The sequence below is a fragment of the Moorena bouillonii PNG genome (assembly GCF_001942495.1).
Taxonomy (GTDB): domain Bacteria; phylum Cyanobacteriota; class Cyanobacteriia; order Cyanobacteriales; family Coleofasciculaceae; genus Moorena; species Moorena bouillonii.
Map to the genome: position 1 here is coordinate 1,671,180 of NZ_MKZS01000001.1, position 19,623 is coordinate 1,690,802.

11 protein-coding genes and 1 pseudogene are annotated in these 19,623 nt (G+C 45.1%); 5 read left to right on the forward strand and 7 right to left on the reverse strand.

The features are described 5' to 3' along the window. The first annotated feature begins 75 nt into the window (after positions 1 to 75). The gene (locus tag BJP37_RS06895; RefSeq protein WP_075897518.1) at positions 76 to 1,194 is read left to right on the forward strand and encodes a trans-sulfuration enzyme family protein; all 1,119 of its coding nucleotides are present in this window, start codon (positions 76 to 78) and stop codon (positions 1,192 to 1,194) included. Between the two features lie 372 nt (positions 1,195 to 1,566). Continuing rightward, a complete protein-coding gene (locus BJP37_RS06900; RefSeq protein ID WP_075897520.1) occupies positions 1,567 to 2,781 on the forward strand; it encodes an RNA-guided endonuclease InsQ/TnpB family protein in 1,215 nt (404 codons plus the stop codon). A 9-nt stretch (positions 2,782 to 2,790) separates the two neighbouring features. On the opposite strand, the gene BJP37_RS06905 is transcribed toward BJP37_RS06900, so the two are convergent. The 3 genes from BJP37_RS06905 to BJP37_RS06915 form a co-directional block, all read right to left on the reverse strand. Then, a complete protein-coding gene (locus tag BJP37_RS06905; RefSeq protein WP_075897522.1) occupies positions 2,791 to 4,428 on the reverse strand; it encodes a PhnE/PtxC family ABC transporter permease in 1,638 nt (545 codons plus the stop codon). A gap of 407 nt (positions 4,429 to 4,835) precedes the next feature. Then, positions 4,836 to 5,603: a phosphonate ABC transporter ATP-binding protein gene (locus BJP37_RS06910; protein WP_075897524.1), complete on the reverse strand. Its 768-nt coding sequence runs from the start codon at positions 5,601 to 5,603 to the stop codon at positions 4,836 to 4,838. Between the two features lie 284 nt (positions 5,604 to 5,887). Next, complete coding sequence (locus BJP37_RS06915) at positions 5,888 to 6,808, reverse strand: putative selenate ABC transporter substrate-binding protein (protein WP_075897526.1); 921 nt, start codon at positions 6,806 to 6,808, stop codon at positions 5,888 to 5,890. 298 nt (positions 6,809 to 7,106) lie between these two features. Between BJP37_RS06915 and selD the strand changes: the two genes are divergently transcribed. Further along, positions 7,107 to 9,440 carry a selenide, water dikinase SelD gene (gene selD, locus BJP37_RS06920; protein ID WP_075905837.1) on the forward strand — a complete coding sequence of 778 codons (2,334 nt, stop codon included), beginning with the start codon at positions 7,107 to 7,109 and terminating at the stop codon, positions 9,438 to 9,440. 254 nt (positions 9,441 to 9,694) lie between these two features. On the opposite strand, the gene BJP37_RS42220 is transcribed toward selD, so the two are convergent. The 4 genes and pseudogenes from BJP37_RS42220 to BJP37_RS06940 all read right to left on the reverse strand — a co-directional run bounded on the left by BJP37_RS42220 (position 9,695) and on the right by BJP37_RS06940 (position 15,227). After that, a complete protein-coding gene (locus BJP37_RS42220; protein ID WP_229415553.1) occupies positions 9,695 to 10,381 on the reverse strand; it encodes a LamG domain-containing protein in 687 nt (228 codons plus the stop codon). 39 nt (positions 10,382 to 10,420) lie between these two features. Beyond that, a pseudogene (locus tag BJP37_RS42225) lies at positions 10,421 to 11,398 on the reverse strand (family 2B encapsulin nanocompartment shell protein); the annotation flags it as partial. A 144-nt stretch (positions 11,399 to 11,542) separates the two neighbouring features. Further along, positions 11,543 to 14,257, reverse strand: a complete 2,715-nt coding sequence (locus tag BJP37_RS44890) for a SufS family cysteine desulfurase (RefSeq protein WP_438941501.1) — start codon at positions 14,255 to 14,257, stop codon at positions 11,543 to 11,545. Further along, entirely contained in the window at positions 14,250 to 15,227 is a 978-nt protein-coding gene (locus BJP37_RS06940; protein ID WP_075897528.1) for a family 2A encapsulin nanocompartment shell protein, read from the reverse strand. The genes BJP37_RS44890 and BJP37_RS06940 overlap by 8 nt, the downstream gene beginning before the upstream one ends. Before the next feature lie 1,409 nt (positions 15,228 to 16,636). Here BJP37_RS06940 and BJP37_RS06945 point away from each other — a divergent pair. Both BJP37_RS06945 and ltrA read left to right on the forward strand, forming a co-directional pair. Then, positions 16,637 to 17,005, forward strand: a complete 369-nt coding sequence (locus tag BJP37_RS06945; protein WP_075897530.1) for a hypothetical protein — start codon at positions 16,637 to 16,639, stop codon at positions 17,003 to 17,005. An 895-nt stretch (positions 17,006 to 17,900) separates the two neighbouring features. Then, a complete protein-coding gene (gene ltrA, locus BJP37_RS06950) occupies positions 17,901 to 19,514 on the forward strand; it encodes a group II intron reverse transcriptase/maturase (protein WP_438941524.1) in 1,614 nt (537 codons plus the stop codon). Positions 19,515 to 19,623: the final 109 nt, after the last annotated feature.

The window sequence follows — 19,623 nt, forward strand, 5'->3', positions numbered from 1 at the left end:
TATATATTCACAATTTATATATTTTGGCGTCTTACCTCTGAAAAGGTATTATCAGTAATTTGAGCAAAAGGTTGCATGAAAATTGAGACACTGGCAGTGCATGCTGGCCATAATATTGACTCAGCCACAGGGGCAGTAGTGTCCCCAATTTATCTATCTACTACATTTGAACGTCAGCCAGACGGCAGCTACCCTCAGGGTTATAACTACAGTCGAGACAATAACCCGAATCGGGATAGTTTGGAGAAATGCCTGTCTAAATTGGAGGGTGGAGCAGCCGCCGCCGCTTTTTCTTCTGGTTCAGCAGCTACCTTGAGTATCTTCCAGGCTTTGTCCCCTGGAGACCATGTAGTTGCACCTGTAGATAGTTACACAGGAACTGGGTTTCTCTTGCGAGAAATTTTTCGCCCTTGGAATTTGGCGGTCACTTTTGTAGATATGGCTAATCCTACCAAAGTCATGGAGGCAGTTCAACCCAACACCAAGCTGATTTGGATAGAAACGCCTTCCAATCCAATGTTAAGGGTTACCGATATCAGCAAAATTGCCCATATTGCCCATAACCATAATGTCTATTGTGTTTGCGATAACACTTGGGCAACACCGATTAGCCAACGTCCATTGGAGTTGGGGGCAGATTTGGTTATCCACTCCACAACCAAGTATCTCGGTGGACACAGTGATGTCTTAGGAGGTGCCGTGATTACTAAGGTTAAGGATGAATTTTTTCACAAAATTAAAACAATTCAGATGGCTGGCGGTTCAGTAGCCGCCCCTTTCGACTGTTGGTTACTCCTGCGGAGCATTCAGACCTTACCCTACCGCATGAGAGCTCATTCAGAAAATGCCTTGAAGGTGGCACGGTTTTTAGAAGAACACTCCCAAGTAGAAGCTGTTCATTATCCCGGATTACCAAACCATCCAGGACATGGAATTGCTGCTGCTCAGATGAACCTGTTTGGGGGTATGATTTCTTTCCAAGTTAAAGGAAACAGGGAAGATGCCTTTGCCTTTACTGGCAAGGTTAAAGTATTTACACGAGCCACTAGCTTGGGTGGTGTCGAGAGTTTAGTCGAACATCGTGCTTCGATGGAATTTCCTGGTACCCGAACCCCAGACAATCTGTTAAGGATGTCTGTTGGTCTTGAACATACTGATGATCTACTAGAAGATCTCGCCCAAGCTTTAGGTTAGTCAGGAGCCGTTGCACATTTGTGGGATGTTACCATTTTTTGCACATAACTAAAAGTGGCTTATAGTCTACAGTTCAAACTTCCTTCGGCAAATAGGTACATCATCCTGTTATTGTGCAACGCCAGTAAGGCAGAAGCATAATCCCATTACGAGGGGACGCACAAGTCGAAAGCCCCGCGTTTTTAAACCGGGGATGAAGACTAGCAGCGACTTGAGTCGCCGTGAAAAAAATCTTGACTAGTACTTGACGCTTTTATATAAAATTGCTAGAGTAAAGACATATCGTTCGCGTAGCGCGACCGTTCGCGTAGCGTGACCGTTGGTCAAGGTCGAGGAGGTCGAATTTCGTTCGCGTAGCGTGATCTAAGGTCAATGATCATTCTAGAGTTTAAAGCCAAGGGCAAAAAGTATCAATATTCAGCTATAGACGAAGCTATCCGGACAGTTAAGTTTATCCGAAATAGTTGTATTCGCCTGTGGTTAGACAACAAAGGGACAGGAAAAAGTGACCTTAGCCGGTACTCTAAAATACTAGCTAAAGAGTTTACCTTTGCTAATGAATTAAACTCTACCGCTCGTCAGGCTGCATCTGAGAGGGCATGGTCATCGATTGTTCGCTTCTACGATAACTGCAAGAAAAAAGTTCCAGGCAAAAAGGGTTTTCCTAGATTCCAAAAGCGTGCTCGCTCTGTCGAGTACAAGAAGTCAGGATGGAAGTTATCTCCTGATAAAAAGTCGATAACGTTCACAGACAAAAAAGGGATTGGAAAGCTTAAGCTAAAGGGGACTTGGGACTTGTGGCGCTTCGACAAGAAGCAAATTAATCGGGTTCGGATAGTTAAACGAGCTGATGGGTACTATGTTCAATTTTGCGTTGCAGTTAACGTAAAAGAGGAAGTAGAGCACACAGGTGAAATGATTGGTCTGGATGTAGGACTCAAAGAGTTTTATACAGACTCCAATGGTCATTCTGAACCTAACCCCCAATTCTATAGAAAAGGGGAAAGACGTTTAAAATTTTATCAACGTCGGGTTTCCCGAAAAAAGAAAGGCTCATCCAACCGAAGAAAAGCGGTCAATATACTAGGTAGACAGCACCTTAAAATAAGTAGGCAGCGTGAAGAACATGCAAAGAGACTTGCACGTTGCGTAATCCGATCTAACGATCTGGTCGCCTACGAAGATTTAAGAGTTAAGAATCTGGTAAAAAATCACTGTCTCGCCAAATCTATTAATGACGCTGGTTGGTATCAATTTAGGAAATGGTTGGAGCATTTTGGGATTAAGTTTGGCAGGATGACTGTTGCAGTGAATCCTGCCTACACTAGCCAGAACTGTTCTGAATGCGGTGAAACTGTTAAAAAGTCCCTATCTACTAGGACTCATGTATGTGAATGTGGGTGTGAACTTGATAGAGACCACAATGCCGCTATCAACATCCGAAATCGAGCCATAAGTACGACGGGGCACGTCGGAACTTGGATTATTAATCCAAACGCTTCAGGAGATTTGGCCTCTACTGTCCTTGATTCCGGTCAGGTTCAGCAAGCCGAGTCATTGAGTGAAGAATCCCCGTCTCGCGATTAGCGGGGAGTGTCAATAGTTTAGAGATTTATGAGGAGTTATCGATTCTCTAGCGGCAGCACTCACCCAATCAACGAAAAAAGTCAAAAAGACAAAACAAACCAGCGTCATGCCCACACTCGGATAATCAAAGCTGCTCAGTTGTTCGGTCAACAATACCCCTAATCCTCCAGCTCCAACTAATCCTACAATGACTGTCTCCCGCATACACACCTCCCAGCGATAGAAAATATAAGCCAGAAAACGAGGTAAATTCATCGGGAATATCCCATAGAGAAACAAGAGTGCTCCTGGAGTTCCTTGTGCTTTTAAGGCTTCTAAGGGAGGCTTTTCCAAATTTTCATTTATTTCTGCCATCAACCTGCCAAGGATGCCTAGATTATGCAATCCTAGGGCGATCGCACCAGGTAAAACTCCCGGAAACATGACAAACATCACCACTAATGCCCAAATTGGGGCAGGAATAGCTCTGCCAAACATTAGTATGATCCTGGTGAATACTAGGATAGACCAGCCTTGTAAGGCAGCTAATCGCGAAGCTTTTGGACTGGGATTGAGCAATCCCCCTGGTAGCAAAAAATTATGGGCTGCTGGAAAAGACAGAACAATCCCTACAAGACCAGAACCAGCACTCGCCAGGACAGACATAACTAGAGTTTGTAGTGATAACTTCCACAGCTGCGACAAGGGGACAGCCTTAAAATCGAGGGGAAATGATGCTTGGGCAATGTCACCCAAGAGTTTTTGAGTTCGGGGAGACCAAAACTTGCTAACATCAGGACTGACATACAAAAACCCCAAACAGCACAAAACCACTAAAATTAAAACTACTCTCAAATTAATCCGGCGGCGCAAGATGACACTACTGATGTCAATCGCAGCGCTTAATAAAACTAGGGCATAGAAAAATGTCCATAGTTGTTCGTAACGCAGAGACTGTAAACTCAGCAAGATCTCATAGCCCAAGCCACCAGCCCCAACCAGCCCCAGTACAGTAGCTGAACGAATGGAACACTCAAAGCGATAGAGGGTGTAGGACACGAGATTTGAAAAGGCTTGCGGAATGATACTGTAAAGAAAGGCCATCAAGGGGGACACGCCACTACTGAGTAATGCCATCAAAGCACCCCGGGGCGTTTCATCCAGAATTTCTGAGAAGACCTTCGCGACTATTGCCCCATAGGGAATGGCGATGGCCATAATGGCCGCCAGAGGATCTAAACCCCAGATACTGACAAAAAAAATGCCCCAGATCATCTCATGAATTGCTCTGGGGAAGGCCAGCAGTCCCCGAATTCCCAGCCAGATGGGTTGTCGCAGAGTCCAGTGAGGCAAGACTGTCAACCACCAAACTTGGGAGGTGATAACTCCTGCCACCACGCCGAGCAAGATACTCAGAAAAGTGCCACAGGCGGCATAAGCTAGGGTCGTGAGGGTAGCCTTCAGGGTCAGCTGCAGAAACTCAGGACTCACTTCGGGGTGCAAACTCGCCCGCAAGAATCGCAATAGTTGGTAAAATCCTCCCACATTAACAAGATCTTGCTCAAAGATACCAGCTTTAACAACCGCCATCCCGATAAAAATGACAAAACAAATTCCCCACAGCAGGCTGCGATTCAGTAATGGTGGACGAGATAAACTTTGAGTCATCTAAGTTATTGCAACGGAAGTATATTAGTTTAATAGTATTTTGGTTTCAAGGGAACAGTGGATAAAGTAACAGGGAAAATAAAACGGGGAACAGGGAACACAAATATAGATTTATATAATACCATAACACCCTAAAACTAGAGGTTAATAGACGAAAAAAAAGAAATAAATGGTAGTGTAAATAGGTAATAACTTAGCTTTAAGGTAGTCAAGATTTAGAAAATTAATAGAACTACTTGGGTCACGGTAATATCGTTGATTAAATTAAAGTTTAAATCATCATTTTTGGAACGTTTAGTTTGATTCATTTGAGTCGATTAAAGATGATTTATAGACCTCTAATGTGTTTTAATATTTACTCCAAGTGCTATAGGATTTGAGACGGAAATGTTCCTAAAAATTTCAAACTATACATTCATCAGATCAGTCTCTGTAGCATATAATTTGTCGATCATGCTCTGAGACAAAACCCCTGGAGGAACATCAAAGACAATCTTTCCCCGTTGCAATCCCACCAAGCGATCGCAATGACTGCAGGCGAATTCGATAGAATGCAGACTAGTTACTAATGTCTTTCCCCCAGTTTCACTTATCTCCTTGAGCAAATCCATAATTTCCCGACTCATTTGCCTGTCCAGGTTAGAAATCGGTTCATCAGCAAGAATCACCTCAGGATTTTGCACCAGCACTCTAGCTAAGGCAACCCTTTGTTGCTGTCCTCCAGACAGTTCCTCGGTTGGTGCATAAAGCTTTTCGGGAATTCCTACCTGAGCTAAAGCCTTGAGAGCAGTGTCTACCTCTTGGGGAAACAATAAAGAAACAAGAGCTTTCATTAATGACCAGCGTCCTAAATGACCCGCATTAACGTTATGAATCACCCGGAGGTTATTGACTAGATTGAACTGTTGGTAAACGGTGCCAAGGCGACGCTGCACCTGACGCAATTGGCGCGGGGAGATTCTAGCTAGATTACGACCTAAGACCCAGACTTCTCCTTGACTGGGGAGTAAAATGCCATTGAGCAGGCGGATCAAGGTACTTTTACCTGCACCACTCGCCCCCACTAGGGCAACTCGTTCCCCAGGATAAATCTTGAGGTTAAGGTTAGTCAATGCCCGAAACTGGCCAAATTGCTGGGATACCTGTTTGAGTTCAAAGATAGGAATTTTAGTCATTGGTGATTAGTGATAAGCTCTTCAGCATTTGGCGTTGCTTAATATTGGAATGATTTTAAAAGTTTTTAGGTGCGCTTTCCGCATCTAATTATTAAATTCGCCACGGGTCGCACCTGTGGAATGGGCATCTTGCCTGTTCGGCGATCTTTTCTGGCTGGCAGGATGCCCACCCTACTCCTATTCAGCGCGAAGACTGACGCAACGCCACCTAAATTGCTCAAAGGGAACACGGAACAGCGGATAAAGAAACGGGGAATAACCAATTTAAATGCACATCAGCTTATTTACTTAATCTTGCCAATTTTCCGTCCAATTTTCTCAATTTGGGCATAGTTGTCATTTTTTGTAGAAATAAATTTAGTAGCTCCAAATAAGTCAAGAATTTCTTTTTGCTCGGGAACATTAGGATCTAGCTTTAATAAGGCGGCTTGAACCCGCTCGACAAAATCATCCCCGTAGCGTTCTTTGACTTTAGGATTAATGACCCAGTGATAATCATAGTAAGCTGGAGTTCGCCAAATCAACTCTACTTTTTTTAAGTCCACATTTCCATCTGCAACGCGACTCTTCCAGACCTGTTCGTTCAAGGCTCCTACCTTGTAGCTCCCTGCCTCAACCAATTGAATCGTGGCATCGTGGGATTTGGAAAACCCAACTTCACCTTTAAAATCGTCTAAGGTTACCCCTGCTTGTTCGAGAAAATACTGGGGCATCAAGCGTCCAGAGGTAGATGACTCACTGCCAAAAGTTAAGGTATGACCTTTCAAAACTTTTAAATCTTTAATATCCTTAATCGGTTTTAGCCCGCTGCTTTTATTGGCGATAAAAACGGTGTGAAATTCAGCATCAATATCCCGTTGAGCGATCGCTTCAGCCTCTTCTACCTGTAACCGTGCTTGAACCCCAGTCAGTCCACCAAACCAGACCAGATCCAAGTCCCCCACCCGAAAAGCTGTTACCGCTGCTGCATAGTCAATCACAGGCTTGTATTCTACCGGAACCTTTAACTCCGCTTCTAGGTAAGCTGCAAGCTTGCCGTAGAGTCGCTGTAACTTTTCAGGATCTTGATCGGGGATTGCTCCAGTGGTAAAAGATTGCACCTGAGCCCCATTTCCAGACGAGGATGTAGAATCGGAGCTAGGGGCACAGGCAGTAACCGGTAGTAATAGGACTAAAAGAAAACCTAGTAAGATTTTTTTGTTCATTGTTTTTTTTCTTGATCATCAAACTGTGAAGATTATACTTTGGCTAAGGTAAAAATTGAATTTTTTTATCCCAGATTTCGCCGATCAAGTTGTATTATTAAAGTAATACGCTAATAATTCTGTGTAGCTTGGCGATTTTTTTTACCTATAAATAGTGAATTTGGCGCTATCGATGTTTGATCAGCCACAGATAAAGCCTGATTATTACCTATGACACTGTCAAGTCTGGGATGTGGGTTTTATTGAAGCAAAATTAGATAAACTGAAGACAGCTTTTTCAATTTTTTCAACGGGTCTCATGCAGCCAGCTCCTCAACCGATCACCACAGATTTAGTCTTAGTTGGTGGTGGTCACAGCCATGCGATCGCTCTCAAAAAGTTTGCCATGAAACCTCTCCCTGGTGTCCGTATAACCCTGATTACCGACAATGCCCACACCCCCTATTCGGGAATGCTACCAGGTCATGTTGCCGGTTTTTACAGCTACGATGAAGCTCACATCGACTTGCTTCGTCTGGCGGTGTTTTCCAAAGCCCAGTTATATTTAGACCAAGCGATTGGTCTGGAGTTAACTGAAAAGAAAGTCATTTGTGCCAATCATCCCCCTGTTGCCTTTGATTATTTATCCATTGATATTGGCAGTACGCCAGCAAGGGTTGGAACACCTGGTGCGGCTAAGTATGGGATTCCTGCTAAACCGGTTCCCCTGTTTTTAGCAGCCTGGGAGCAAATCGCTGCCCAGGTGGAACAAAATCCCATGGGCCCTCTCACCTTGGGTATTGTTGGGGGTGGAGCTGGTGGAGTAGAACTCGCCCTCAACATGCAAGCAAAATTGCATCAAATTTTAACCCATGCCGGTCAACCGACGGAGAAGTTACAAATTCATTTATTCCATCGAGGTACACAACTGTTACCCCAGCACAATCGTTGGGTCCGGGGTCACTTAGAAAAAATTTTATTCCAACGAGGAATTAGAATCCATTTAAGGGAAGAAGTGAGTCAAATATCTGCTGATGCCGATCAATCCCAACCCCTCAAGGTGATCTGTGACTCTGGCTTAAAAGTTGAATGCCACCATGTCTTTTGGGTGACTCAAGCCTCGGCTCCCAGTTGGATTAAAGCCTCAGGACTAGCCACTGATGAGCGCGGGTTCATTCTCGTTGCCGATACCTTACAGTCGATTTCCCATCCCCATGTCTTTGCTACTGGAGATATTGCCACCATGCAAAACTACCAGCGGCCTAAAGCTGGGGTATTTGCTGTTCGTCAGGGAAAGCCATTATTTGAAAACCTGCGACGGATTGTCTTAGGGCAAAAACTGCTCCCTTACCATCCCCAGGCTCGATATTTAAGTTTAATTGGCACGGGGGACAAACAAGCGATCGCTTCTTGGTCATTTTTGGAGTGGCGCTCACCGCTGCTGTGGCTATGGAAAGACCAAATTGACCGCAAATTCATGGATAAGTTTGACGATTTACCGTCAATGGAAGCGGAAGAATCAAGTAGTAGGGGAGATCAAGAGTCCCAAAGACAAGAAGACAATCTCTCCAGTTCCCTGTTGCCATCACCGATTAGCAAACCCAAAATGCACTGTGCAGGCTGTGGTTCAAAGGTGGGTAGTACAACCCTAGAAAAGGTGATCAAACGGCTGCCGATCATGGGAGGAGCCGATATTATGATTGGATTGGGGGACCCAGATGACGCAGCTGTTTTGCAAGTGCCAGCCGGTCAACTGCTGGTACAGACAGTCGATTATTTTCGTAGCTTGATCGATGACCCCTATATATTCGGTCAAGTTGCCAGCAATCACTGTTTGAGTGACATTTTTGCCATGGGAGCAACCCCTCAAAGTGCTTTAGCCATCGTTACCATTCCCTACGGGACAGACGAAAAGATCGAGGAAACCCTCTATCAATTGATGTCGGGAGCCAATAAAATCCTCCAAGACTGTCAGAGTCCCTTAATTGGTGGTCATACCACTGAAGGCGCGGAATTAGCCTTTGGTCTGTCCTGCAATGGGCTAGTTCATCCCGAGCAACTTTTGCGCAAAAGTGGGATGAAACCTGGGCAAGTGTTGATTCTAACCAAAGCTATTGGTACAGGAACACTGTTTGCAGCTGATATGCGCTACCAAGCTAAAGGTCGCTGGATTGAGCAGGCCCTTGAATCCATGTTGCTCTCCAATCAAACTGCTGCCCAAGTCCTTCTTGAATCCGGCGCAACAGCCTGCACTGACATTACTGGATTTGGGCTGTTCGGACACCTGTTCGAGATGGTAAAAGCCTCCCAAGTGGGAGTTGAATTAGACTTAGATGCCATACCGATTTTGCCAGGAGCCATAGAAACCGTGCAAGCAGGAATTACCAGTTCCCTACACCCTCAAAATTTACGACTAGCCATCTACATCAATAATGCTACCCAGGCTAGTGATTTAGCCAAATACCAGTTGTTATTTGACCCTCAAACCTCTGGTGGACTCCTGGCTGCTATTCCAGCTGAAAACGTTGATGAATGTATCAAGAAGTTGAAAACATTTGGCCACAAGCAAAGCTCCTTGATTGGTAGGGTTATTCCTGCTCCGGAAACTATGCCAATTACCCTGAGGAATGTAGAATTGAGAATTGAGAATTGAGAATTGAGAATTGAGAATTGAGAATGCAGTATTGGGCATCTTGCCTGTCCTTAGTTCTTTGTGGAATGGGCGTCTCGCCCGTCCAAAACATGCAAGTTAAATGTCGAACAGCTTAGGTGGGCAAAAATGGGCGATTTATCAGTCTAATCCTTAAAGATATTCATTTTGCCCACCCTACTAGCTTTGATTACTTGTGGGATAGACATTTTACCTGTCCTTGCCCACCCTACTAGCTCTGCTTTTGCAGATTTTGTTCAAAGCTGTAAATCATCAGCAGTCCCCCAAGTTGCACCATTAATTGTGCCATTGTTACCATGACTTGTACGATCAGAAACGGTATTGCCACTCCCTTCGTTCAAAGGCCAATATCCCTCTAGTCCTGGTTCATTCCCGATCAAACGGCGGGATATATCCTTTTGGATTTCTGCCTGAGTACGAGTCACTCCCCAAAGCCTAACTTCAGCAATCTTACCCTTAAAAAGATGGGTTTCATTGTTATCGTTATATCTGCCAATTGCTAAATCATTTTCGGGCTTGTAATCAATACCAGAAGATTCTAGAGCTCGATTTGCTTTTTCTACTCCATCTACATAGACCTTCATTTCTTTACCATCGTAAGTTCCAGCAATATGATGCCATTGATTTAATGTAAGGCTATTGCTTTTACTATTCAAATAAATAATTTTTTGAGATGAGGTTTTCAAAGCAAAAAATATCCCGCTTTTCCCATTGAGTAAGAGACCGTATCCACTCTTAGCAGCACCTGTATCAAAAACATTGGAAATAATACCAGCCTCTCTAACTTGGGCTTCACAATAAACCCAAGCTTCTAGGGTGATCTCTTTGGCAATTTTAAATTCAGGCTGATTTCCAAAATCGATATAATCATCCTGACCATCAAACGTGAGAACGGCCTGTTTGGATGACACATTGGAAGACACAGAAGATGCCGAGGGTCTTTTCCTACTATTTGCATCTTCATCATAATAGCGACCAGTATCTACATTTTCTAGTACCCCCAAAGCATCGGGAACCAGCACGGCGGCGGAAAAGTAAAGGGTGACGAGGTAGGAGGCGATCGCCTTCTGGTCAATGCCCATCAACCGCACAGACACACCTGGAATCTCTTCATGTTCGCCAATCAAACCTGTTTTACGTAGCCCTACCACTCCTTGCTGCGCTTCACCCACGCGCATCAGCAGAATATTGGATTTGCCTTTGGCGTCCACGGCAAGTTTGTTACTGGCAATAATGGGAACCCCGCGCCAGGTGATAAAGGGAGATCCAAACAGGTTCACTGTGGCTGGGGGAACCCCACGACGAGTGCATTCCCGACCAAAGGCGGCGATCGCCTTGGGGTGAGCCAAGAAAAAAGCAGGTTGTTTCCACACCTTAGCCAGGAGTTCATCGAAATCATCCGGGGTGGGGGGACCTGTGCGTGTTGAGAGTCGCATGGAAGGATCCGCCTTGTGGAGTAACCCAAAGGCTCGGTCTGGATCACCATTGCCATCGTTATTGACAATTTCCCATTCCTTGCGCTCCCTTAGCCCTTCAATAGTCAAGCGCAACTGCTCTTGCAACTGATCTCTGGCATTGCTGTAGAGGTCACTGACCCGGGTATGCACCCGCACAATCGTTTGAGCCACCCTTAAGGGATATTCCGGCGGATCATCGTCGTAGTCAACAAAGGTTTGGGTGAGGGTGGGTTCCCCTTCGTGACCACTTAAGATGTCAATGTTCTTTTCTCCGTCCTCGTTTGCGGCAAAACCCTCTAAAATCCTGACATCCCGTCGGTTGACACGGTAAGTCCCCCCTGACACTTCAACCCAAGGCAATAGCTGGAGCAACCAGCGTGGTGAAATGGCCCGCATTTGCAGCGGGGATTTCATGGTGCAGGCTAGTTTCTTGGCTGCACGAACACTTAAACTCTGTTGTGGCTGCTCCGATGTGTAAACCATGGGATGGGTTCTCTTAAACAATTAGGGTTTTTATATTGAGTTTTAAGCTCGCAACGCATCTAATTTGTATAAACAACAATCATCAGTTTCTTGTGGGATGGGCGAGATGCCCATCCGAAACATACAAGTTAAATACGCAACAGCTTAAGATAACTGGTGTTTTGCTTTTTTAATTGCTGCAATCAGCTTATCTACTTCTCCAAAGGTATTGTAAAAAGCTAAGGAGGGGCGCACAGTGCTAGTCAACCCAAACCGTTTCAGGGTGGGTTGGGCACAATGATGTCCGGCACGTACGGCAATGCCTTCACTATCCAAGAATTTCCCCATATCCTCTGAAGAAATATTCTTAAGGGTAAAGGACAACGTACTGACCTTACCCGGCGCTGTGCCAATCTGGCGCAATCCTGGAATAGCAGCCATTGCCGCTGTGGCATAGGCCATCAATGCTTCTTCATGTTTAGCCGCCGCTTCAAAACCAATTTGATTGAGATAGTCAATGGCTGCCCCTAAACCTACGGCTGCTGCCAGGTTACCGGTACCTGCTTCAAATTTAGCTGGAATGTCGTTAAAGGTGGTTTTTTCAAAGGAAACAGACTCAATCATGTTGCCACCGCCTTGCCAAGGGGGCATCTCTTTGAGTAAAGCTGCCTTGCCATAGAGAGCACCAATGCCAGTCGGGCCAAAGAGCTTGTGACCCGAGAAAACATAAAAGTCAGCCCCCAGGTCTTGAACATTGGTTCGGAAATGGGGAACCGATTGAGCTCCATCGACCACCACCGTAGCACCATGGCGATGAGCCATAGCTGCCATAGTTTTGATGGGCAGCACCGTTCCCAACACATTGGAAACATGACTCAGGGCAACGATACGGGTGCGATCGCTGAGCAGTTTTTGATATTCCTCCAGTAGGATTTCCCCTTGATCACTAATAGGAGCAACCTTTAACACAGCTCCTTTCTCTTGGGCTAGCATCTGCCAGGGCACAATGTTAGAGTGGTGCTCTAAGGTAGTGAGCAAAATCTCATCCCCAGCTTTAACATGCTTGCGACCATAGGCTTGCGCCACCAGATTAATCCCTTCGGTCGTACCCCGTACAAAGACAATTTCCGTGGCTAAACTTGCGCCCAGAAACCGTTGAATTTTCTCCCGAGCGTCTTCGTAGGCATTGGTAGAGCGTGCCGCTAGGGTATGAGCCCCTCGGTGTACATTGGAATTATCCTGTTCGTAGAACTGGGATAGAGTATCGATCACGCTCTGGGGTTTTTGACTAGTGGCCGCATTATCCATCCAGATCAGTGGCTTGCCATGAACCTGCTGGTGCAGAATTGGGAAGTCTCGCCTTACCGCTTCCACATCAAAGCCATCCTGGGGCAGTTGCGAGGTTTGTTGCTCAGTGGAAGGCTTTGATGAGCTTGACTCCGCCGGTTTTGAGTCTGGCAAAAAGTAAAACTTAGGTGTGCTTCCAGGGGGTAGGGGCACCGCTGCTGGAGGTTCAGTTAGAGACTGATGCAGATCTGCTTCACTCAGAGGAATGTGACCAGCCCCTTCCTCTAAAATGCTCAGGAACTCGGCACCGGGTAGCATCTCAAGCTGGGGTAGAGCCTCGCTGGTGCTCCGTGCGCCAAGTTGTTTGAGGTTTCCGATTTCCCTTTCCCCTTGACCTTGTAGCTCACGGCTTTGGGTTTCTATTGCCCCTCCGAGTTGTTCCGGGGCCACGGTGTTGGTACCGGATGGGTCACCAGCAGGTAGCGTAGAGGCAGCAGAGGTTATGGTTGGAGACAGATTCGGCAAAAAGTAAAAATCGGGGGAACTTCCATCAAATAAAGACGCAGATTGGGAAGAAGCCGCTGTTTTACCCTGGATATCAGGAGAGGATTGTTGGCCCACTGCACCAGGTTGTTCAAGGTTTAGCACCGTTTTAGTTTTTGGTTCAACCTCCGATCCTACCTGTTCAGGGTTCTGCAATGCTGTACTGGTAGATCCTGCTGCTCCCATCTGGTCTGAGCCAAATTGAGGGGAAGCTGGAAGAGCAGGTTTGGTTGGCAGAACGGCTGCCATGCCTTGCTCAAACAGACGCTGTAATTCGGCTGAGTCGGGTAGGAACTCGCTGAGGCTGAGATCCCCCATCCCTGTCATGCCATTTTCACTGCTTGGAGATTGGCTGGGTACTTGACGCCCTGGCCGATTGGCTTCGGTAGCAGTGCTGGGTGCAGTTGTGCTTTTGGTTGCTGCCTCACTGGTTTGAGTCGGAGACAAGTTGGGGGTTTGTGCTGAGGAGATCTCAGGCATTGAGGCAGAGCCAGAGGTATCCCCCTGAGGCACTGGCGTTAATGGGGCAGATGTGGGTGTTTTTCCCTGGAAATCAGGAGATAGCTGACTAGTTCCAGCCATCTGGTCTGGGGTTGACCCGCTGGACAGCTGCTGTTGAGCTTCAGCTCCCAATAGGTCTAGGCTCTCCAGACCAGACATAAGTGGTTGAGCCTCAGAGATGATTGGGTCTATGATTTGGCCTAGACCCTGTAGGCTGGACAGCTGCTGTTGGGCATCAGACAGCAATTGCTCTGGACTTTGCCCACTAGTGGTCTGCTGGGGTTGAGCCTCCGGTTGCTTGGGACTCTGGCTGCTGGATTGGGGTTGAGCAAGCGCTACGGGTTGACTTAAACCCTGTCCAGTCAACATCTGTGGTATCATGCCAGCCATTGCCTTTGGTGAGGTTAGCGGTTCGGGTAGCTGGGCCAAGAGCTGATTCAATATTTGATCTAACATTTGGGGATCGGATAGATCCCCTCCGAAAGAACTTTCAAGGGGTTGACTGTTCTGAGGCGATGGGGAAAGATTTAAACCTTGTTGTTCAGTCATAATTATGGTAGGTCGTAATATCTACGTTCTCCAGAACGCCCAGGGCGTCGGGCACAAGGCAGGCTACGGAAAAATAGGTAGTAATCAGGTAAGTGGCAATCCCCTGGTCATTGATCCCCATTAAGCGCACGGACACACCTGGCACTTGTTCTCCAGACACGCCAGTTTTGTGTAGACCCACCACCCCTTGGGCGGCTTCGCCAACTCGCATCAGCAGAATATTAGTTTTGCCCTGGTTTACCTTCAACTTATTACTGGGAACTACCGGAACCCCTCGCCAGGTGATATAGGGTGAACCAAATAGTTGAACGGTTGCAGGAGGAACACCCCGGAGCGTACATTCTCGACCAAAGGCAGCGATCGCTTGGGGGTGAGCTAAGAAAAATGCTGGCTGTTTCCAGACCTTTGCCAATAGTTCATCAAAGTCATCCGGTGTGGGTGGCCCAGTACGAGTGGAGATGCGCATAGATGGATCTGCGGCATGGAGTAAGCCATAGGCTTTGTCGGGATCACCATCACCATCATGGTTAATAATGTCGTTTTCCTTACGTTCCATCAATCCTTCAACGGTGAGGCGCAACTGCTCTCGCACCTGATCCGTGGCATTGCTGTAGAGATCACCGACTCGGGTATGAACCTTCAAGATTGTCTGGGCAATACTCAAAGGATACTCCCGAGGTTCATCGTCGTAGTCAACAAAGGTTTGGGTGACGCTGGGTTCGCCTTCGTGACCACTTAATATTTCAATGTTCTTTTCCCCATCATCGTTCGTGGGCATCTCTTCTGTAACTCTGATATCTCGGCGGTTCACCCGGTAAGTACCACCTGAAACCTCAACCCAAGGTAGAAGCTTGAGGAGTAAACGTGGGGTCTTCCCCCGCATTTGGGGCGCTGTTTTAGTCGTCGTCGCTAAATTACGCGCTGTTTGAGTACTTAAGCTTTGTTGCGGTTGGTCTGATGTATAAACCATCTCTTAAATCCAAGCAGTAAATTAATTTTATTCACCTGGATTAATATACTATTATGCTGAGGCGGACAGCAATTTAGAATAAACAAATCTTTTATCTTGTTAGGTAATCGGTAATATTTCTTAATTAACCATGGCTTATTGTGCTTGTTGACAAGGGATTTTCCACATTATTATATAGTGTTTATTGAATTACAAAAACACTATATAATGAAATATTGCACAACTACAAAAAACTTAATAACGGCAGTGATAACAATCAATTTCAGTACTTAAATAGTCAAATATTATTACTTTTACCTGTTCGCCGTTCCCTGTTCCCTAGTTTGACAGGTAAATTTTTAACTTGGTGCAATATCTAAGTATACTCAGCTCTTGCACCTGATCAGACAAAAATAAAAACCTAGCTCATTTAACCAATGCATAAGTATATCTAAGTAGGTGGGCATAAATAAACGTTAAAACTATAAATACGAAAATCAAGCTGGAAGCCTTTATTCAAGAGGGTTTCAGCATTTTAAATTTCAATCGCTATTTTACGGATAATTAAGCCCACCTACTTAGCCAGGGCTATTTCATTGCGGAAAATGCCCTCTTTGTGTGTATCGAAACTGGGACCGTCTTTGCGCCTGAGCTATCTTTTAAAAGTGATCACAAGGATAGATATTTAGAGCAAAGTTACGAGCAACGGCAAAGATTTGAGGTAACTGATGCATCCAAATACGTGAAGCATTTAACCAACAAGCAGCATTTTCGACCTTGCTTGTCAGTCAATATAATATAAGGCATCGTGCCGGTTTTGTGTGAAAGACTTTGTGCAAAATTTATCCCACACTCACAGTTGGCCGTAGGCCATGGGTGGTCGATCACGCTTGCAGATTTGGGGCTTTTTTTCCTGGAAGCTAAAAGCTGATCAGGTCATCGAGAATCCTAAGTAACTTGATTTCACTATAACCCATCAGCCCTCTTAGGGAGTGAGGAAAGTGCGATGTTGAGTTTGCGATCGCATCAGGGTTTGTATACACTTCTAAAAAGTGTCACATAGTCTAGCAATATCTCCAACTATTTGGTATACTGAAGGGAGGTTAGTGAACAGCAAAAGAAAATGTCGCAGAGTCTACCAAAAACTCTTATTATTTGTTATACTTAAGTTAGGGTAACACCGACAGGGATTATTATGTAACTTAAATTAAAGCCGAAAACCAAGGGTTTAATAGTTGCGCTCTCTATCCCGGTGGAACCAACTTTTTTGACATTTTTATGGCGCTCGCGGGATATTCCGTCAGAGAAGCGCGGAGATACCCCCTGGATGTGAAAGCATCTTGCATTGGCGAGCCAGAATTTGCCTTTGGTAGATTCTGGTAGCTAAAAAGTATCGGAAATTAAGTCAAGTTAAATCTAGGAGAAAAACCATGTCAACTATTTGTGCGAATCCAGACCTGTTTGTGGACTTAAATCAGAAAGATGCTGAAACAGTCAGTGGCGGCAGAGTCGCACAGGGCGGCGTTAACCAAAACGAAATCTTCAAGATTGAGAGCCAAATCCGTTTCACCCGTGTCCGCTACTTTGTAGATGATGAAGCAGGACGGTTGCGCTTTGGCCGGAATGCATTATGGTTTACTGACAAGGGAGGAAAGGTTACCTTTGACTTTTTACCCTTCCGACGAGGGTTCCAAGCGAAAACAGTCAATGTGGACAATGGACGTAAGTATGCATTTAAATTTGACACAAGCACTCCTCGTCCATTAGATATCAAGCTCGTTGACATAGGTGAACTTTAGGTAAATCTCAAGTGGATTTACCGGGGTTGAATCTCTGAGGTTAGTGGACAGTAGGCAAAAGTATCACAAAGCTTGGCCATTGCCTCAAGTAATTTGCTACACTTTAACTATGATATTAGTGCCACGACCTTGTCTCAATTAAACAAATTTTCCGAAAACCAAGGGTTTTGTAGTGACATTGGATCTGGTTCTAGAACTTTAATGGCGCACGAGGAATATTTCTTCGTGCTTTGGGAGATAGTGCGACCCGTTAGCTAGAAACCTTGTCTCAAAAGAGACTCGGGGGAATAGCTGCTTGATTAGGAAACTAATCATGACAACTTGATAACCATGGAGGTGTAAATCCTTCCCTCGTGAAATCCGAGTGACAGCCCTACCCTGATTTGTAGGAAATAACAAGCCTACAGGTTGATGCAAGGGTCGAATAGTAAAGCTACATCAGTCTAGATGGAGTTAACATCAGGCAAAAGGCTCATGGGTACGCAAGGAAGATACGTATGAATCACCGTAAAGGGCAAGTAGCGAAAATAGACTGATACGCTACAAACAAAAAGTTACGGAATAAAAGGATTATGAGGTTTATCTTCCTCATGATGATTTCCCTCAATATTCCCGGTGAAGAGTATCACCCTAAAAGCCTAGAGAATGGTTATTGGGAACGAAGTAACCCTACAGGTGCTCTTAAGAAAGGTCGATTTCTTAAGTAGGTAGTTAGCCGCATGGCCTGTAGTGGAAAGATAGAGTCAGAAGCAAACGCCTAGAGTAATGTCTAGGATACGCTGACAGACTTACGTTACAGGAAGAGATATAGTTATGAGTAGCAATGAAGAAGTCTAAAACTCGGGGGTTCGCCTCACAGTCAGAATGGAACAAAGTCAACTGGCGTAAGCTAGAAATGACCGTGTTTAAGTTGCAAAAACGAATATATCGAGCCTCGAACCGTGGTGATGTCCGCGTGGTAAGAAAACTGCAAAAAACTCTGATGAAATCCTGGTCAGCCAAAATGGTTGCGGTTAGGCGGGTAACCCAGGAGAATAAAGGTAAAAAGACTGCCGGAATAGACGGGGTTAAGTCACTCACCAAGAAACAACGCCTCGCCTTAGTAGCCAAACTAAAAGTCTCCAAAAAGGCTAAACCAACTAGAAGGGTATGGATTCCCAAACCCGGACAGAAGGAAAAACGCCCTTTAGGTATCCCCACCATGTACGACCGCGCACTACAAGCTCTAGCCAAACAAGCCTTAGAGCCTGAGTGGGAGGCAAAATTTGAATCCAATTCATACGGTTTCAGACCAGGACGCTCATGTCATGATGCCATCGAAGCCATATTCAACAATATTAATAAGACTCAGAAATGGGTTTTAGATGCAGATATTGCCAAATGCTTCGATAAAATCAACCATGATGCACTTCTTAAAAAATTAAATACCTTCCCTACACTATCGCGATTAATCAAATCTTGGTTAAAAGCCGGAGTAATGGACAAGGAAACACTCTCACCTACAAATGAGGGAACTCCTCAAGGTGGTGTAATATCACCACTTTTAGCGAACATAGCCCTCCACGGAATGGAACAGGTGATACAGGACTATGCGAATTCTATAAAGGGAAAAAAGACCCACTATAAGAAGGGTTTAGCTCTTATTAGATACGCAGACGACTTCGTCATCCTACACCCAGACCAAAAAGTGGTAGAAGAATGTCTTGAAGTCATCAACTCATGGTTACACGACATGGGGTTGGAATTAAAGTCAAGCAAAACAAAAATAACCAACACAAAGGAAGGATTTGACTTCTTAGGATTCAACATCCGACATTACAAAGTTGGAAAGAAACACTCTAAACGCGGCTTTAAAACAATCATAAAACCATCTAAAGAAAAAATCCTGGAGCATTATGGGCAGCTCTCAAAAGTTATAGAAAAAAACAGAGCTGCCCCACAGAAGGCTTTAATAAGCCAACTCAAACCTATTAGAAGAGGATGGTGTAACTACTACAGTTCAGCCTGTAGCCAGGAAACCTACAAAAAAATAGGAAACTTGCTCTGGAATAAACTCCGAAGATGGGGATACAGAAGACATCCTAATAAATCAAGAACCTGGGTAAACAATAAATACTGGGGAACCATTGAAAAGGACAGATGGACGTTCATGACAGGAAAGGACAACTACCTGCCAAAACATGCTAAGACAAAAATTGTCAGGCATATTAAAATCCAGGACAACAGAAGTCCTTATGATGGTGACCTAGTTTATTGGAACACCAGAATGAGAAAGCATCCTGAGATGACCACTCAGAAGGGAAGGCTTTTAGAACGGCAAGAAGGGAAATGCGCTCATTGTGGTCTTACCTTCAGAAGTGGAGATTTATTAGAAAAACATCACATCTTACCACGTAACAAAGGTGGAAGTAACAAAGATGAAAATCTAGAATTACTACACCTACACTGCCATGATGCCAAGCACGGGTCAAAAACTAATTCATCAGAGTTAGACGAAAATCCGTTCTAGAGGAGCCAATGTCAAGGACTGTACTGTAATGAGGAGCCGTATGATGCGAAAGTGTCACGTACGGTTTTGAAGACGAGTCAGTGAGGTGACTCACTGGCTTAGTTTAATC

Coding starts and splice junctions, on each gene's coding strand:
- BJP37_RS06940 (WP_075897528.1), bottom strand. CDS start 15,227: ATGGTTTATACATCAGACCAACCGCAACAAAGCTTAAGTACTCAAACA.
- BJP37_RS06915 (WP_075897526.1), bottom strand. CDS start 6,808: ATGAACAAAAAAATCTTACTAGGTTTTCTTTTAGTCCTATTACTACCG.
- ltrA (WP_438941524.1), top strand. CDS start 17,901: ATGACCGTGTTTAAGTTGCAAAAACGAATATATCGAGCCTCGAACCGT.
- BJP37_RS06905 (WP_075897522.1), bottom strand. CDS start 4,428: ATGACTCAAAGTTTATCTCGTCCACCATTACTGAATCGCAGCCTGCTG.
- BJP37_RS44890 (WP_438941501.1), bottom strand. CDS start 14,257: ATGACTGAACAACAAGGTTTAAATCTTTCCCCATCGCCTCAGAACAGT.
- BJP37_RS06895 (WP_075897518.1), top strand. CDS start 76: ATGAAAATTGAGACACTGGCAGTGCATGCTGGCCATAATATTGACTCA.
- selD (WP_075905837.1), top strand. CDS start 7,107: ATGCAGCCAGCTCCTCAACCGATCACCACAGATTTAGTCTTAGTTGGT.
- BJP37_RS06900 (WP_075897520.1), top strand. CDS start 1,567: ATGATCATTCTAGAGTTTAAAGCCAAGGGCAAAAAGTATCAATATTCA.
- BJP37_RS06910 (WP_075897524.1), bottom strand. CDS start 5,603: ATGACTAAAATTCCTATCTTTGAACTCAAACAGGTATCCCAGCAATTT.
- BJP37_RS06945 (WP_075897530.1), top strand. CDS start 16,637: ATGTCAACTATTTGTGCGAATCCAGACCTGTTTGTGGACTTAAATCAG.